This is a genomic window from Herminiimonas sp. KBW02 (assembly GCF_003852535.1).
GTDB lineage: Bacteria > Pseudomonadota > Gammaproteobacteria > Burkholderiales > Burkholderiaceae_D > Oxalicibacterium.
In genome coordinates, this window is record NZ_QAJP01000003.1 from 18234 (window position 1) to 32890 (window position 14657).

General features: G+C 54.7%; 12 protein-coding genes. 4 read left to right on the plus strand and 8 right to left on the minus strand.

Annotated features, from left to right (window positions below; translation table 11 throughout):
• Positions 1–26 precede the first annotated feature (26 nt).
• Positions 27–1679: an FKBP-type peptidyl-prolyl cis-trans isomerase N-terminal domain-containing protein gene (locus tag DBR37_RS01885; protein ID WP_124572604.1), complete on the minus strand. Its 1653-nt coding sequence runs from the start codon at positions 1677–1679 to the stop codon at positions 27–29.
• Positions 1676–2041: a hypothetical protein gene (locus DBR37_RS01890; protein WP_124572605.1), complete on the minus strand. Its 366-nt coding sequence runs from the start codon at positions 2039–2041 to the stop codon at positions 1676–1678. Before DBR37_RS01890 ends, DBR37_RS01885 begins: the two co-directional genes overlap by 4 nt.
• 173 nt (positions 2042–2214) lie before the next feature.
• Here DBR37_RS01890 and DBR37_RS01895 point away from each other — a divergent pair, with 173 nt between their 5' ends.
• Together DBR37_RS01895 and hpxZ are read left to right on the plus strand one after the other, a co-directional pair.
• A complete protein-coding gene (locus DBR37_RS01895) occupies positions 2215–2487 on the plus strand; it encodes a hypothetical protein (RefSeq protein WP_233588251.1) in 273 nt (90 codons plus the stop codon).
• A gap of 15 nt (positions 2488–2502) precedes the next feature.
• Positions 2503–2886: an oxalurate catabolism protein HpxZ gene (gene hpxZ / locus DBR37_RS01900; protein WP_124572606.1), complete on the plus strand. Its 384-nt coding sequence runs from the start codon at positions 2503–2505 to the stop codon at positions 2884–2886.
• A 262-nt stretch (positions 2887–3148) separates the two neighbouring features.
• Here hpxZ and DBR37_RS01905 read toward each other — a convergent pair whose 3' ends face one another.
• Positions 3149–5428 (minus strand): DEAD/DEAH box helicase, encoded by a 2280-nt coding sequence (locus tag DBR37_RS01905; RefSeq protein ID WP_124572607.1) that lies wholly within the window; start codon positions 5426–5428, stop codon positions 3149–3151.
• A gap of 363 nt (positions 5429–5791) precedes the next feature.
• On the opposite strand from DBR37_RS01905, the gene DBR37_RS01910 reads away from it, so the two are divergent.
• Entirely contained in the window at positions 5792–7345 is a 1554-nt protein-coding gene (locus DBR37_RS01910; protein WP_124572608.1) for an EAL domain-containing protein, read from the plus strand.
• A gap of 26 nt (positions 7346–7371) precedes the next feature.
• Here the strand turns inward: DBR37_RS01910 and DBR37_RS01915 are convergent, their stop codons facing one another.
• The 3 genes from DBR37_RS01915 to DBR37_RS01925 form a co-directional block, all read right to left on the minus strand.
• Positions 7372–7785: a hypothetical protein gene (locus DBR37_RS01915; protein ID WP_124572609.1), complete on the minus strand. Its 414-nt coding sequence runs from the start codon at positions 7783–7785 to the stop codon at positions 7372–7374.
• Between the two features lie 109 nt (positions 7786–7894).
• On the minus strand, positions 7895–9229 hold the full coding sequence (gene oxlT / locus DBR37_RS01920; RefSeq protein ID WP_124572610.1) for an oxalate/formate MFS antiporter: 1335 nt from the start codon (positions 9227–9229) through the stop codon (positions 7895–7897).
• A gap of 934 nt (positions 9230–10163) precedes the next feature.
• The gene (locus tag DBR37_RS01925; protein ID WP_124572611.1) at positions 10164–10886 is read right to left on the minus strand and encodes a phosphatase PAP2 family protein; all 723 of its coding nucleotides are present in this window, start codon (positions 10884–10886) and stop codon (positions 10164–10166) included.
• 206 nt (positions 10887–11092) lie between these two features.
• Between DBR37_RS01925 and DBR37_RS01930 the strand changes: the two genes are divergently transcribed.
• Entirely contained in the window at positions 11093–11920 is an 828-nt protein-coding gene (locus DBR37_RS01930; protein ID WP_124572612.1) for a hypothetical protein, read from the plus strand.
• Between the two features lie 61 nt (positions 11921–11981).
• Here DBR37_RS01930 and DBR37_RS01935 read toward each other — a convergent pair whose 3' ends face one another.
• The gene (locus DBR37_RS01935) at positions 11982–13670 is read right to left on the minus strand and encodes an iron ABC transporter permease (RefSeq protein ID WP_124572613.1); all 1689 of its coding nucleotides are present in this window, start codon (positions 13668–13670) and stop codon (positions 11982–11984) included.
• Between the two features lie 12 nt (positions 13671–13682).
• Positions 13683–14654, minus strand: coding sequence for an ABC transporter substrate-binding protein (locus tag DBR37_RS01940; protein WP_124572614.1), 972 nt, complete (start codon positions 14652–14654; stop codon positions 13683–13685).
• Between the last annotated feature and the right edge of the window lie 3 nt (positions 14655–14657).

A 14657-nucleotide genomic window follows, 5' to 3' on the forward strand; every position in this document is an offset into this window, starting at 1 on the left:
CGGACACTGGTATGGTGGATGCAGCTTTATTTGATACCGGCGATTTTAACCATGATGATGGACACCGTGCCTGTCGGCAAACCCATCGCATCAGCATGCGCCTGCGTCACAGGTGTGAGTATCTTTGCCGCGCCTCCGACGCCGAGTTGCCGGAAGATAGTCTGGAACAACGGTGACAATTCCTGCACGCGTTTGGCTTGCGTCTCACGATTGAGTTCTTCGCCCGTTGAAAGTTGTTCGCTAATTTCGAATACCACTTCCTGCCGGTCCGTCATGGTCGGTGCTTTACCCTTGTCCACAACCCGATAGACGATGCCGTCCGGCATTTTCACTGCACCTTTTTCTTTTGCCGCTGCGTCCATCAAAGCCTTGCTCTGTTTTTCCGTAGACTGCATGGCTGCCTTCAGCTGCTTTTGCGCATCGTTGATCTCTGCTGCCAACTTGTCCTGCGATAACTGCAGACCGTTATTGAGCTTGTCATTGAAGCCCTGGGAAAATGCCTGGATATCCAGTTTCTTTCCTATCGCAGCAAGCTTCTGGGTTTCCTTAGCCGCCGTTTCCGCGTACCAGGTGCCCACAGCATAGCTGGTGCGCACATCCTTGGATGCCTTGTCGTTTACGGCGTAGCGTTTGCCGGTTTGCAATTCGGCGGTCTGTTTTTTCAGACTGGCAATTTCGGCCCTGGCGTCCTTCAGCTCGGTGTTGAATACGCCGCTGTCGAATCTGGATTTTTCTATGAGTTGCTGATTATCGACTTGCAGCTCCGTTGCCCGTTTTTTCAGGTTTGCGATCTCGCTTCTGGCTGCGTTCAAATCGTCGTTGAGCGTAGCGCCGCCGGATGTAGATAACTCCATGCGCTGCTGATGAGCCGCTTGTAAGTCCACCGCCTGTTTTTTCAGGTCGGCGATTTCTGCTCTCGCCGCACTCAAATCTGCACTGAATACAGCGCTATCTGATTTGGATACCTCGAGAAGTTTTTTATTGGCTGCTTGTAATTCGGCCACCTGTTTCTGCAGACGCGCGATTTCCGTTCTGGCCGTGCTCAGATTAGTGCTGAGTGCGCTGTCATCGGATTTGGCCTTGCTAAGGAGTTCCTGCTTGGCGGCTTGCAGCTCTGCTGTCTGCTTTTTCAGGCCGGTGATTTCGGTTCGAGCTGCATTGAGCGCAGCGCCATCGGATTTATTCCTGTCCGTCACCGCTTTCATATTCGAGAGTTCGACCGCCAGCGCATTCCGCTGCTTCACTGCAGCATCGAGCTGCTTGTTCAAATCACGGATCCGGGCGAGGTTTCTATCCTGGGTCCGGGCTGGTGTACCTGAAGCCGAAGTTCCCTGTCGCGCATTCTGTCCTTGAGTTTTCTGGCGTGCCGACAGCGCACTAGCCCGCTCTATGTCAGATATTTTTTTTTGCATTGCCAGGATCCGCTCATTCACCCCATGCAATTGATGGGCGAGTTGCGCGTTCTCTGCTCGTAACTTATCCGTATTTGTTTCAGGCACTTCAGCCGGATGTGTGGAGATGGATGGTTGCGGCACCGGAAGAGCCTGCGGGCGAAGCTCCGCATCGCCTATGATTTTTTCCTGAGCCAGTCGATCCAGCAGACTGGTTTCAACAGCCAACGTTGTTGTGCCGGAAAACAGCAACACACAAGACAGCGCAGCCTTGACGCACTTTCTCATAGCTTGTTCAGGCTTTGGGCTCGGCCCCGCATATTCGTATAGACCGCGTTATTAATACGAGTACAAACCAGCGAGAGCTTTTTTCTCACTTCCGTCAGCATGACTTCGGATGCATTTTCGTCGAGCAACGATTCATTGGCCTTGTAGACCCGATAGTTTTCATCGATGGCATGCATTTGCTGACGGTATTTTTCGTAAGTCTCCGGTTCCAGTTGCTTCAACGCAGCCAGGTCCTGATAGCATTTTTCTTCCTGGCTGCGCGCATCTGGCGCCTCAGCAATGCGAGCCTGAGGAATGGTATTGCAGCCCATCAAGATGAACGCCGCAAGCAAGATGGCTGCGCCGGAAAAGGAGAATCTCATACACTTCCTTAGGGATTTTTAATTTCTTTGCTGAGGTTTTGCGGGCGTCGGGCAGCGCATTCCGGCGCGGCGTCTAGCCGTGGGATTAGAGCATGGCGGTACATGCGGCGAGATAAGAATTATCTAGAAGTGAGGCGACCTGACACCGATAGACTGCGCATCCGTATGGAGATTTGACCTTACAATCACGCAAGACCAACGACATGACACAGACCAGGCATATGGAAGATTTGATCAAGCGCCTCGGTATCCTGGAATACGCAATCAGACTATCGATGACCGTGCGCGAAGACCAGGATGAGCCAGCAGAAGCACACCATCTGGATGAAGCCAGACAATATGGAATCACCGTAGACGACGCGATGACCAAGGGTGACCTGTTGAATGTAGTACAGACTTTGCACCGAGCCAGCCAAAAGAATGCAGGCAAGGCAAATAAATCATAAAGGGGAGCAGACACGATGGAACACGAGATCAATCTGCCGGAAGTAGTCGCCGAGGTCACGGCTGCATTTCAGCGCTATGAAGCTGCGCTGACCGGTAATGACGTGGCGGTGCTGGACCAATTATTCTGGGATAGCCCGCACACGCTGCGCTACGGCGCCGGGGAAAATCTAAGGGGATACGAAGCGATCAGGGTATTCCGTCTGGCACGGCCATCCAAAGGTCTGGAACGCGAACTGGTCAATACGGTGATTACAACTTATGGCCGGGATTATGCGACCGCCAATACCGAATTCACCCGAGTGGGCGAACCCCGAATCGGGAGGCAAAGTCATACCTGGCTGCGCCTGCCTGAAGGCTGGCGCATCGTGGCAGCACATGTATCGCTGATATCAGCATAAACAGATCAGCAAGGCAGCCAGTCGCGTTATTGACGATTCGACTGGCTCTTTACATAACGTGCATAGCGCTCTTTAAGATCGAGGAAGATCTCCACTGCCAGGTACAAGCCACTGAATATCCAGAGTGGCAGAATTAAACAACATAATGCGTAAAGTAAGACGTTCATCATTACCTCGCTAACATTGCCGAACGGACATAATAGCGCAGCTTTTACGTCGTGCTTACATCTGTCGCACTCTTTGTAAAAAAGCTACACCGGCCTCACCCCTTGCGATGGGACTTCGGTTTGGCCGCCTCGGCAGAGCGGCTATCCATGGTTCCAGCGCGTTTCGACGGCGCTTTGCTGTTGCGCGCCTTCTCTGCCACCCTACGGTCACCGCCTTTATTCGGTGCCGACAGCGTGATTTTCTTGCCTGTGGTTTTTTCCGGTGCCGGCGCAACGCCGGAACGGCTCAGGCGCAGCTTGTTCGGGCCGATGGCGACCGATTTCAATTGGTCAAACACTTCGGCTGGCATCCCGGCAGGCAAATCCAGCAGACTGTAATCGTCAAATATCTCGATCCGGCCTATGTATTTGGCCTCCAGCCCTGCTTCATTGGCAATCGCACCGACGATATTCGCAGGTTTGATGCCGTGTACATGGCCGACCTCAATGCGGTACGGCTCCATATCCACCGCGCCACCTTTGCGTGGAGCGCGTTCTTTCTCTTTCTTCGCAGGCGCGGCGTCTACAGGTTCGGCACGTTCGCGGGCTTCCTTGCGCGGCGCTTTCTCGACCGGAGCGGTTTCAGCACGAGCCGGTTTTTCAAAAGGCGGTTTGGCTGCGACCTTGGCTGGCACTGCTGCCGCTTCACCGTCGCGGCTGATATTCAGTTGCTGGCCAGCGACCCACACTGTTTTCAGGTGATTGAATTGATCCGGCGACAGATTTTCGGGCAGATCCAGTGTGCTGTAATCGTCATAAATTTCGATCCGGCCTATATATTTAGAGTCCAGGCTCGCTTCATTCGCGATTGCACCGACGATATTGCCCGGTTTCACACCGTGCATGTGGCCGACTTCGATGCGGAAGGTTTGCATGCCCGGATCCGGCGCACGTGGTATGCGCTCCTTGCGCTGTGCGGCTGGGCGCTCGCTACGCTCAAAACGTTCGGCACGTTCAAAGCGACCACCTGATACCGGCTTGTCGTCCGACCATGAACGCTCACGCCCTTCATTCTTTTTCTCCAGCAAGAGCGGCACATCGCCACGCGCCAGCTTGGCCAGCGCGGCAGCGATTTCCACCGCCGGCACATTATGTTCACGCTCGTAATCTTCAATCAGCGAATGGAACACTTCGAGACCGCCCGCCGCGATGGTTTCCGCGATCTGCTCCTTGAAACGGGCGATACGCACATCATTCACCGCTTCCACACTAGGCAATTCCAGCACCGATATCGGCTGGCGCGTCGCGCGCTCAATCGCTTTCAGCAGGTTGCGCTCACGCGGCGCGATGAAGAGGATGGCTTCGCCGCTGCGACCGGCACGGCCGGTACGGCCGATACGGTGGGTATAGCTTTCCGGATCGTACGGCACGTCGTAGTTGATGACATGGCTGATACGTTCGACGTCCAGTCCGCGTGCCGCCACATCGGTCGCGACCAGGATGTCGATCTTGCCATCCTTTAATTGCTGGATAGTGCGTTCACGTTGTTGTTGCTGGATATCGCCATTGATCGCTGCTGCCGAGAAGCCGCGCGCCTGCAATTTGCTGGCGAGTTCTTCGGTGCCCAGCTTGGTACGCGCGAAGATGATCATGCCGTCAAACGTCTCGGCTTCCAGGATACGAGTCAGCGCATCCAGCTTTTGCATGCCGCTGACCAGCCAGTAGCGTTGACGGATGTTGTCGGCGGTACCGGTTTTAGCCGCTACCGTGATCAGATCAGGATCGCGTAAGTAAGTGGTCGCTATCCGTTTGATGGCCGATGGCATCGTGGCGGAGAACAGAGCCGTCTGACGTGACTCGGGGGTTTTTTGCAGTATGGTTTCAACATCGTCGATGAAACCCATGCGCAGCATTTCGTCGGCTTCGTCCAGCACCATGGTTTTAATACGCGACAAATCGAGCGAACCTTTTTCCAGATGGTCGATGACCCGGCCTGGCGTACCCACCACGACATGCACACCACGGCGCAAGGCGCTGAGTTGCGCGCCATAGCTTTGGCCGCCGTAAATAGGCAACACGTGAAACCCAGGAATATAAGTGGCGTAACGCTGGAATGCCTCGGCCACCTGAATCGCCAGCTCGCGCGTAGGCGCCAGCACCAGCGCTTGCGGTGTGGTTTGTTTGATATCCAGACGCGCCAGTATAGGCAAGGCGAAAGATGCCGTTTTACCGGTGCCGGTCTGTGCCTGCCCCAGCACATCGCGGTTATTCAGCAGCAAAGGGATGGTTGCGGCCTGAATCGGCGACGGCGACTCGTAACCCAGCTCCTGCAGCACCCGCAGCAGCGGCTCGCTCAGTTTCAGGTCGGCAAAAAGGGGAAAGGATGGTTCAGACATGGTTGCTCACAGGAATGTTCGTATCGCGGGGTGCGAAAAGATGCACGCAGTTTACTCTCTTGCCGCCGGTTCGCCGCGACTATGAGTGAGCATAAGTACAATCTAGGCCTCTCAGGGGAACCAGGCAAGGGGTTTTAGCGACTTAGATACGTGCCCAGATTAAACCAGGAACGCTGGAGCAGGCCAGACAACTAGTATAAGTACTGCTCTCGGTAAAAACTCAGCCCCAGGCGCAAGCGTGGTTACAGATGAAAACCAGGCAAACCCGGTCTTAGCAAAAAGATGTACATTTACAACGTCAAGATCTCAAAACGAAGGTCACGTCGGCGCTCACGCCATATAAGAAGTTGATAAGGGGATCTCTTGAATCAAGCCAAAGTCATCATCGTAGCAACCCTGCTGGCCGTACTTGGCTCCCTGTCGACTATTTCCGCAACGCTTTATCTATCCTGGCAGCGTGCCGCCGATATCGAATCCGCCCGCTTGCTTACCATTGCCCAGTGGGGCATAGAGCGGGCGCGCATATCACTGGACGACGCCTATCGCGCATTGCAAACCGCCCAGCAACTGAGTAGCCCGCCCTGCTCGCCTGCCCACATCCGGCAAATGCGTCTGATCGAGATGAATTCACGCAATATGGAAGACATCGCCTATTTCGATCAGGGCATCCTGAAATGCACATCGGCCGGACTGATACTGAGGGAAGTCAAACAAACACCCATCGAATTTATAACCGACAACGGTCTTGAAGTCAGTACCAGCATCCTGCCTAAGGTCAACGGCGGCAAAGGGATGATCAGCCTGGGTTCGGCACCATACAAGGTACTGATCGATCCGGCCCGTTTTGCCGACATCATCGCCGGGCCCGAAGTACAACTGGCCATTGCTACGCGCAATGGCAAAATCCTGGGCGGCCTGCATGAGCCCGATCCAGCTCTGGTGCAGCAACTGCTGGAAGGGAGTCAAGTGCCCCATGCGTCGCAGATACTGCGTGACAAGGATTTGATTGCCATTGTGATCGAACCGGAAGGTCGCCTCGCCGCACAAATGTGGCGCGAAATGGTCGTGCTGCTGCCACTGGGTCTATTGCTGGCGGCACTGATCGTCGGCGTGATCGTGTGGGTATCGCGCAAACGATTATCGCCACTAGGCGAATTGAAGCTGGCGGTAGATAAGCAGGAATTTATCGTGCACTACCAACCTCTGATCGAATTGAAGAGTGGCCTGTGCGTGGGAGCCGAAGCCCTGGTGCGCTGGCGTCGGCCGGATGGCAGCATGACGCGGCCGGATTTATTTATTCCGCTGGCAGAAGAAAGTGGCCTGATCTTACCGATTACCGACCAGGTCATCGCTACGGTTGTGCGTGACCTGGGCGCACTGCTACAGGCCAATCGCGAACTACACATCGCCATTAATATCTCCGCTGAAGATATTAAAACCGGACGTGCACTGGATGTCGTCAGGCAGGCACTCAACGGCACCGATATACAAGCGCAGCAAATCTGGCTGGAAGCGACCGAGCGCGGCTTTATGGATATCGATGCGGCGCGCACTACGATTAGCACTGCCCGCGAGATGGGACACTCTGTTGCGATCGATGATTTTGGTACCGGTTATTCCAGTCTGGCCTATTTGCAGGGCTTGCCGCTGGATACGCTAAAGATAGACAAATCCTTCATCGATACGATAGACACAGGTTCAGCCACCAGTAGCGTTACACCGCACATTATAGAAATGGCGAAAGCCCTGAAATTGCAGATCGTTGCAGAAGGGGTGGAGACGCAGGCACAAGCGGACTATCTGCGTGCGCATGATGTTGACTTCGGGCAGGGCTGGCTGTTTTCGAAAGCATTGGCGCCGCAGGAATTCATTGCCTTTTATCAGGCCAACCTGCGCCAATGCCAGGACTCTCGCTGATAGCACGCGGTCCGGCATATCCGGCTTTATTTGTTCTGGATGATTTGATAACCGTCCCAATCACCGCGGACATTGCTATCTATCTTGGCGCAAAAGCGCACCTCGCCGTTGACATCACAAGTGATGACATCGGCATTGGCGCCGCTTTGTCGCAGTTTGGCGATGTCTTTCGTCAACTTCGCTTTTTCTTCCCGCAAATGCTGCAGTGAAAACGGGCTAGGCACATACATCCACAAAGCCAGGATGATCGCAGCCGGGACGATCAGCCAGCGCGCATTGCGTCCGATGTTCCCCGCTTTGTCTGACTTCCCTGTGCCATCCTCGATACGCTTGCTGATCGTACTCACCGCATCCGCCATCGCCAGCCGGATCGTTTGTTCTATCTGCATGCGTACTGCCAGTGGCAACTCCTGACTCATCGTGGGTAAATTTTCACTCATTGCATTCGGCCGTTCATGTGTCACGACACTGCTCTCATATGCGGGTTCTAAAAAAATAGGCTCCCGAAGGAGCCTGAAAGTTGAGTTCTAATCTTTGCGTTAATGCGGCTTAGGCATGCGCTGGAGCGCCCCCGTTAGCAGCTGCCGCAGCGTTCTCCTTCTTCAGGAGATCAGCCGAGTAGGCAACGTGTTTCTTCAGAGTTGGGCGCAAGGCGACAACTGCGAGGACAGCCGCGGTCAGATCCATACATGCAACTGTGTACAGAACGGTGGACCATGTGCCGGTTGCTTCCATCATCAGGTTACCAACTGGTACGAACAGAGCACCGATACCTTTTGCGGTGTACAGCACGCCGTAGATCTTACCGATGTGTTTGGTACCGAACGCATCACCAGCCAGAGCCGAGAACAGCGAGTAAACTTCACCCCATGCCAGGAACACGACGCCGGACAAGATCAAGAATGCCCATGGGTTGTGACCGAAGTAGCCCAAAGCGATAATACCGAAGCCTTCGAGTGTGAACGCGATCACCATGGTTTTTTCACGACCGATGTTGTCCGAAATCCAGCCGAACAGTGGACGGGAAATACCGTTCATGATCCGATCAAGCATCAGTGCCAGTGGCAAAGCGGCCATCACGAAGAAGTACATATCGACTTCGAATTCTTTAACGCCCAAATCTTGTGCGATAACGCCCAGTTGCGCCACAGCCATCATACCGCCGGTAACCACGCAGATGAACATGAAGAACATGAGCCAGAACAGTTTTGTGTTCAGTGCTTCTTTCAGGGTGTAGTCACGTGAAGCTTGTACCAGTTTGGCAGATGCACTAACTTCGCCTTTAGCTGGGGAGCGCAGGAACCATGCTGCCAGGAAAGCCAGCGAACCTTGCAAGATACCGAAGAACAGGAATGTTTCTTGGAAACCCGATGTTTTGATCATTGCCGCGATAGGCAGAATCGTTGCAGCGGAACCAGCACCGTAACCACCAGCGGTCAAGCCAACTGCCAGACCACGACGGTCCGGGAACCATTTCAACGCGTTGTTGATACAGGTTGCGTAGATCGAACCTACACCGACACCACCCAATGCTGCACCGACGTAGAAGCCCATCAGGGTTGTCGCTTGCGAGTTGATGACCCATGCCAGACCGATGAAGATCGCGCCGAACGCAACCATCAGACGTGGGCCGAGTTTATCGATGAAGTAACCTTCGATAGGTGCGAGCCAGGTTTGAACCAGGACGAAAATAGTAAATGCAATTTGAATTTCAGCGCGGGCCCAACCGAATGTGCCCTGGATTTCCGGTACGAACAATGTCCATGCGTACTGGATGTTAGCTGTAGCGATCATACATACGACACCTACTACGAGCTGGAGCCAGCGCGTCGCGTTCGATGTACCGGATGCGCCACCCGATATTTGTTGTGTTGCTGTTGTCATTTCTCTTCCTCGTGTTCATCGCAGTTTTGAGCCTGGGCCAAAACCAATCAATGATTAATAGTTAATGCGTTCGCGTGCAGCTTGATCGCAAAGACATCCTCAAGTTGTATTTGCAAGGCGGTCATAAATGAACCGGTCGTATGCCGTTCCGCCTTTCGCCTTTGAGATCCGGGTGGGATCGCTAGAGCAGCGACTTAATCTGGTTTTCGCCCGCTCTGACGAAAAAAACATTTCTCTGACCGTCCCGGAGTACTACTTTCAGGTCTGATTTCAGGCCATCCTCAACCGAGATTTTTTTGCCTCGCGGCAAAGAGATTTCGATATCCGGTTACCCCAAAAAACGACTATGACCCGAAGCCGGTACGGCCTTAAAAGCTGCTTTTTTCATCTCACGATAGGGTGAAGCTAGCGTTAAGATTTCGTGACGATACGCACTCGCACTTTTGCGAACAATACGTAGTTATACGTACCGAAACTACGTACTTACCCTTAAAAAATCACGTTTTTCACCAGTCTGTTGCGTCGCAATGAATGCCTGATATTCACCATATTTATATGATGAATTCCCCGCCAGACCGCGCCGTTTATAGCTAAAAACGGATACCGATTTTTTTCTTGGAACAAAAAAAAAATTCCAAATAGCGGTCCGCGCCGGAACCGGATTGCTGCATCGCAGCATACAAATATTTTTCGGAAATTTCACAAATTAATTGTGTATTTGGAAACTTCTTGTGGCGTCAAAATCGTGGTTTTGGATAGATCACCCACAAACGAGATTTGAAACTTCATGCAAGCGATATATACAGTCCGCTATGACGATTTGAAGGCAAAATTTGCCTGTGGGCATTCCCGCTGGAAGCGCGCTTGACGCGTGTTTTGAGGGCTTTTTGCAGGAATAGCACCCTGCACGACCAGAAATGCAGGACGCATCCGCTTATGGCAGCCCCAGCGCACTACGTAACTCGGTGCGCGCTGCCGCATAGTCTTGCCGGAAGGCGGGATTCTGCTGTATCAGCACGGCGATCAGGGTCGCCAGCCGCTGGCCGGCAGCAACGTCACTCGGGTAATGTACCCCGCCGATGACGCGGTGTTCACCAAACTCCCTGGCGCGCGTAAAGATCTGCTCGCTCTTTTCCGGCACCATATCTGCCAAGACAATCGCGGCCAGAAAGCTGAAAGTAGCGTGCCCGCTCGGATAAGAGCCACTCGCCGAGTACCTGGCCACCGGCCGTATACGGGTGTCAAACACTGGCGGACGCACCCGACGCCACTTCTTCTTGCCCTGTTTTTCCAGCGCATTGCCAGTCTCATGCAAGGTCGCAAACAGGCGCGTCGTCAGCGGTAAGTGATCGCGCAGGAATGCATGCCCCATCACACAGGCGAAACGGAACACGCTTTGCTCATGATCAGCGGCTGCCTGCATGACTTGCTCAGGCGTGCGCTGCTCCTGCAATAGCAACATGGCCGCTATCTCGCGTCGGGTCGCGTCTGCATCCGGCGGCGGCCCCAGAAAGCGCGTGCTGTCTATCTGCGCCGGGTCCAGATAGACCCAGCTATCAGTATCCGCCGCAGCACTTGCCTGCGCCGGTGCTTGCGTCAGACTGACGGTGCACCAGAACAACAGCGGCAGGACACTCCATTTGCGTAAGCATGGCATCTGATCTCTCCTCACTCAGGGGTGGACTTGCAGCATGGATATGGCTGTATTTGCTTCTGCGCAAACGTAGCAATTACACAATTTTCATTCATATTTGCAAGGGATACGCCACTACATTACCAATAACGAATTTATTGGGCGCAGATCAGTCGAACAAAATTCCATAGCGCGGTCATAATGACGGCAGTTTCCATTTGCAGTAGAACATGAAGTTCCCATCCATTCTGACCAATATGCGTGCCCGCCCCGCCATAGGCTTAGGGCTCTCACTGCTGATACATGCGCTGATCCTGCTGTTTGCGCTGGATCAGGCCGAGGTGCGCGTAGCGGAATCGGGAGCATCGCCAACCGAGCCATTACAGGTCAGCCTGATTACGCAGGCACCGGCCCCCAAGCCAGCGGTCAAAGCGGAAACCCCACCCGAGCCGGAACAAAAAGAAGTCAAGAAATCGAATCCGGCACCACGTCAGCAAAAATCTGCATCACAGAAAAAGACCGAACCTGTACGCGAAGCCGATAAAGGTACACCGCCGCCGGTTGCACCCAAGACGCCGAGCAAGGAAGCACTGCCGCCTGACATGAGCGACATGCTGGCTGCGGCGCGGGAGCGACGTCGTGCCGCCGGGATCATAGAACCGGATGCGCGGCCAGTGGAAGACGACAATGCCATTGCACGTGCCAACATCGCCGAGATGGTGCAGCGTCAATCCCGCGGTCGCAATGAATCCGGCGGCGTGTTCCAGATCACCTTCAAAGGTGTGCGCACAGCAGAATTCCTGTTCCGCGGCTGGGACCTGCGTCGCAAAACCAATTCACGCCAGCTGATACAGGTAGACGCCGGTCCGGGTGGCGATATCGATACCGCTATCGTGCGCCGGATGATAGAGCTGATACGTCTGTACGAAAAAGAAGACTTCAACTGGAACTCACCACGCCTGGGTCGCGTGGTGGTGTTGTCGGCGCGTCTGCGCGATAGTGTGGAGCTGGAGGAGTTTCTGAAGCGCGACTTCTTCGAAGAACAACGCCGCCGTTAATGATCAGCCGTTGAAAAGATGCAGCAGCAGAATCGCCACGGCATCTTCTATTGCATGCGTTTTAACGCTGGCGCTGGCGCCATAAAGTCACCGCAACCATCACCGTAGTCGTCATCAGGATAGTCACGACGCTCATCGCCATCCCCTGCCCGACCGAGCCTTGCTCAAATTGCCGCCAGATGAACAATGAAGTCGTCTGTATACCAGTCGGTGCCAGTAACAAGGATGCCACCAGTTCACGCGACGCCACTGCAAACACCAGCAACATCGCCGCCAGCAAACTAGGGAAAATCAGCGGCAACAATATACGCAGCAAAGTCTGGCGCAGGCTCGCACCATGCACCCGTGCCGCCGCCTCCATATTGTCAGCGATCTGGGCAAAGGCAGCACTCGCATAACGTACCGGATAAGGCAGCAGCAAACAGCAATAAGCGAGCAAGAGTATGACCCAGCTGTTATACGGCGTGACTGGCCAGAAGCTCTGATTCCATGCAAGGATGAGACCGACCGCGACGACGATGCCGGGCAAGGTATTCGGCATCACCGACAAGGCATCGAGCAAAACGCGACCGCGCATTTTGGTTTTCACCACACAGTAAGCAGCAAGCAACCCAAGTAAGCCTGTCAGCAAGGCCGTTGCCACACCCAGACCGGCGCTGGTCGCCAGCGCCTGCAAAGCTGCATTGCCGCTGGTGAAGATCGCATCGAAATGCGTCAGCGACAGATTGTCGCGCTGCAGCCCACCGGACAAGGTACGCATACATGCGGTGACCACGATAGAGAATATCGGTGCGCAAGTCGCGATCAAGGCAACGACGGCAAACAAGGCTGTCACCGGCCAGCGCCAGACGCCGAGCGGGCGCAAGGAAACATCGTTCGGTTTGCCGTTCATGGTTTCGAAGATTTGCTTACCCTGAATGCGACGTTGCAACCAGAACGCCAGCATCGCCAGGATCACCAGCACCACCGACAAAGTAGCGGCGCCAGGCAAATCTATCGGCCAGTCCGAGAAGCGACGTTCTATTCCGGTTACCAACACAAAGAAACCGGCGTTCGCCGCCAGGGCCGCAGGCGTACCGTATTCCTCTATCGCCATCGCAAATACCAGCAACAGGCTGGCGGCAATACCCGGCGTCGCCAGTGGCAGCGTGATACGGAAGAAACACTGCCATGGCGAACCGCCGCACACGCGGCCGACGTCGGCCAGCCGTGAACCTGAGCTGGCGATGCTGCGCGACACGGCGAAGTAGACAACCGGAAACACATTCAGCGTCATCACGAAGACCACGCCGCTGAATGAAAACAAGAACGACGCTGCATGCAGGCCAAGCAGTTGTTCCGCATAGCCATTCGGCTGCAGCATCATGATCCAGCCCAGCGCTGCGATATAGGGCGGGATCATGAAAGGGACGAGGAAGAGCAAATCCCACAAGCCGGCAAACGGCAACCTGAACAAGCCACGCAATGCGCCCAGTGGAATGCCGATCGCTGCGCTCAGCAAGACCACGCACACACCCAGTCGCAGGGTGTTGAACGTCAAGCCGAACAAAGCCGGATCACTAAAGATCGTTGCCAGGTGGGAGAACGGCGCCAGCAATGAACCATTTGCCAGCTCCGGAAAAATGGCCTGTAACAAGACAAACAGCAGCGGCAATGCCACTACTATTAATAGTGCTGCTGTCGTCCCGCCTATGATCAGGGGCGTACCGTTGATCTTGCTGCCGCGACTGCCCTTTAATGCTCCAAGCATCCCCGACACGATTTACTTACGTCCGAACAGAGTAGAGAAGCGGTGCAGCAGCGCAGCGCGCGATGCGTAGTTGGCGTCGCCTTCCGCATCCGGCAGCAGTTTGATTTCCTTCAGCGTCGAGCGTTTGGCCGCGATATCGCTACGCGCCGGAATCAGATAAGCCTCGGCCACGCGTGCCTGGCCTTGCGGTGACAGCACAAAGTCGATGAATTTGCGGGCGTCATCCTGCGCCTTCGATGATTTTAAAATCATCATCGGGCGTGGCGCGACCACGGTCCCGCTTTTCGGGAAGATCACTTCTATGCTTTCGCCCCTGGCCTGGCTGCCGAGCGCAACGTAATCGACTGCGCCAAACACCGCTGCCTTCGCACCTTGCAACACCGGGTTCATCGCTTGTGCATTCGGTCCGGAAATCACCATGCCGTTCGCTTTCAATGCCGTAAATAATTGCCAGGCTTTTTCACTTTGGCGGCTTTGCAAACCGGACAACAGATCCAGCGATGCGCCGGACTGTGCAGGGTCAGGCATGGTGACCTTATCCTTGAACGGCGCTTGCGTCAGATCCGACCAGTCGGTCGGACGCGTTGTACCGCTTTTGGTATTCCATACGATGGACAGCACCGACAATCCTTGTGCCACATAAGCTGGCTGTTTGAAGCGGGCCGGTACATGCTGTGCATTCGGGCTTTGGTAATTCAGCAACCAGCCGCGTTTGTCCAGATCCTGCGCACTGTCCCACGATGCCGAGATCACCACGTCAGCGCGCGGATTCGACGCTTCCGCCTGCAGGCGCGCCATGACCTTGCCGGTATCGGCCTGAAACACATCAACGGTGACGCCGGTGCTGGCCTTGAAATCTGCTGCCAGCGTTTCGATCAGTTTGCCCGGACCGGCACTATAAATGGTCAACGCAAAAGCATTCGGTGCGGCAAAAGCGGCTGCCAGCGACAGACATGCAATATTCAGTGACATTAATTTTTTCATGTA

What these genes read in the sequence shown, in the direction of transcription:
- DBR37_RS01885 (WP_124572604.1), bottom strand. Translation starts at nt 1,679, where the DNA reads ATGAGAAAGTGCGTCAAGGCTGCGCTGTCTTGTGTGTTGCTGTTTTCC.
- DBR37_RS01890 (WP_124572605.1), bottom strand. Translation starts at nt 2,041, where the DNA reads ATGAGATTCTCCTTTTCCGGCGCAGCCATCTTGCTTGCGGCGTTCATC.
- hpxZ (WP_124572606.1), top strand. Translation starts at nt 2,503, where the DNA reads ATGGAACACGAGATCAATCTGCCGGAAGTAGTCGCCGAGGTCACGGCT.
- DBR37_RS01905 (WP_124572607.1), bottom strand. Translation starts at nt 5,428, where the DNA reads ATGTCTGAACCATCCTTTCCCCTTTTTGCCGACCTGAAACTGAGCGAG.
- DBR37_RS01915 (WP_124572609.1), bottom strand. Translation starts at nt 7,785, where the DNA reads ATGAGTGAAAATTTACCCACGATGAGTCAGGAGTTGCCACTGGCAGTA.
- oxlT (WP_124572610.1), bottom strand. Translation starts at nt 9,229, where the DNA reads ATGACAACAGCAACACAACAAATATCGGGTGGCGCATCCGGTACATCG.
- DBR37_RS01925 (WP_124572611.1), bottom strand. Translation starts at nt 10,886, where the DNA reads ATGCCATGCTTACGCAAATGGAGTGTCCTGCCGCTGTTGTTCTGGTGC.
- DBR37_RS01930 (WP_124572612.1), top strand. Translation starts at nt 11,093, where the DNA reads ATGAAGTTCCCATCCATTCTGACCAATATGCGTGCCCGCCCCGCCATA.
- DBR37_RS01935 (WP_124572613.1), bottom strand. Translation starts at nt 13,670, where the DNA reads ATGCTTGGAGCATTAAAGGGCAGTCGCGGCAGCAAGATCAACGGTACG.
- DBR37_RS01940 (WP_124572614.1), bottom strand. Translation starts at nt 14,654, where the DNA reads ATGAAAAAATTAATGTCACTGAATATTGCATGTCTGTCGCTGGCAGCC.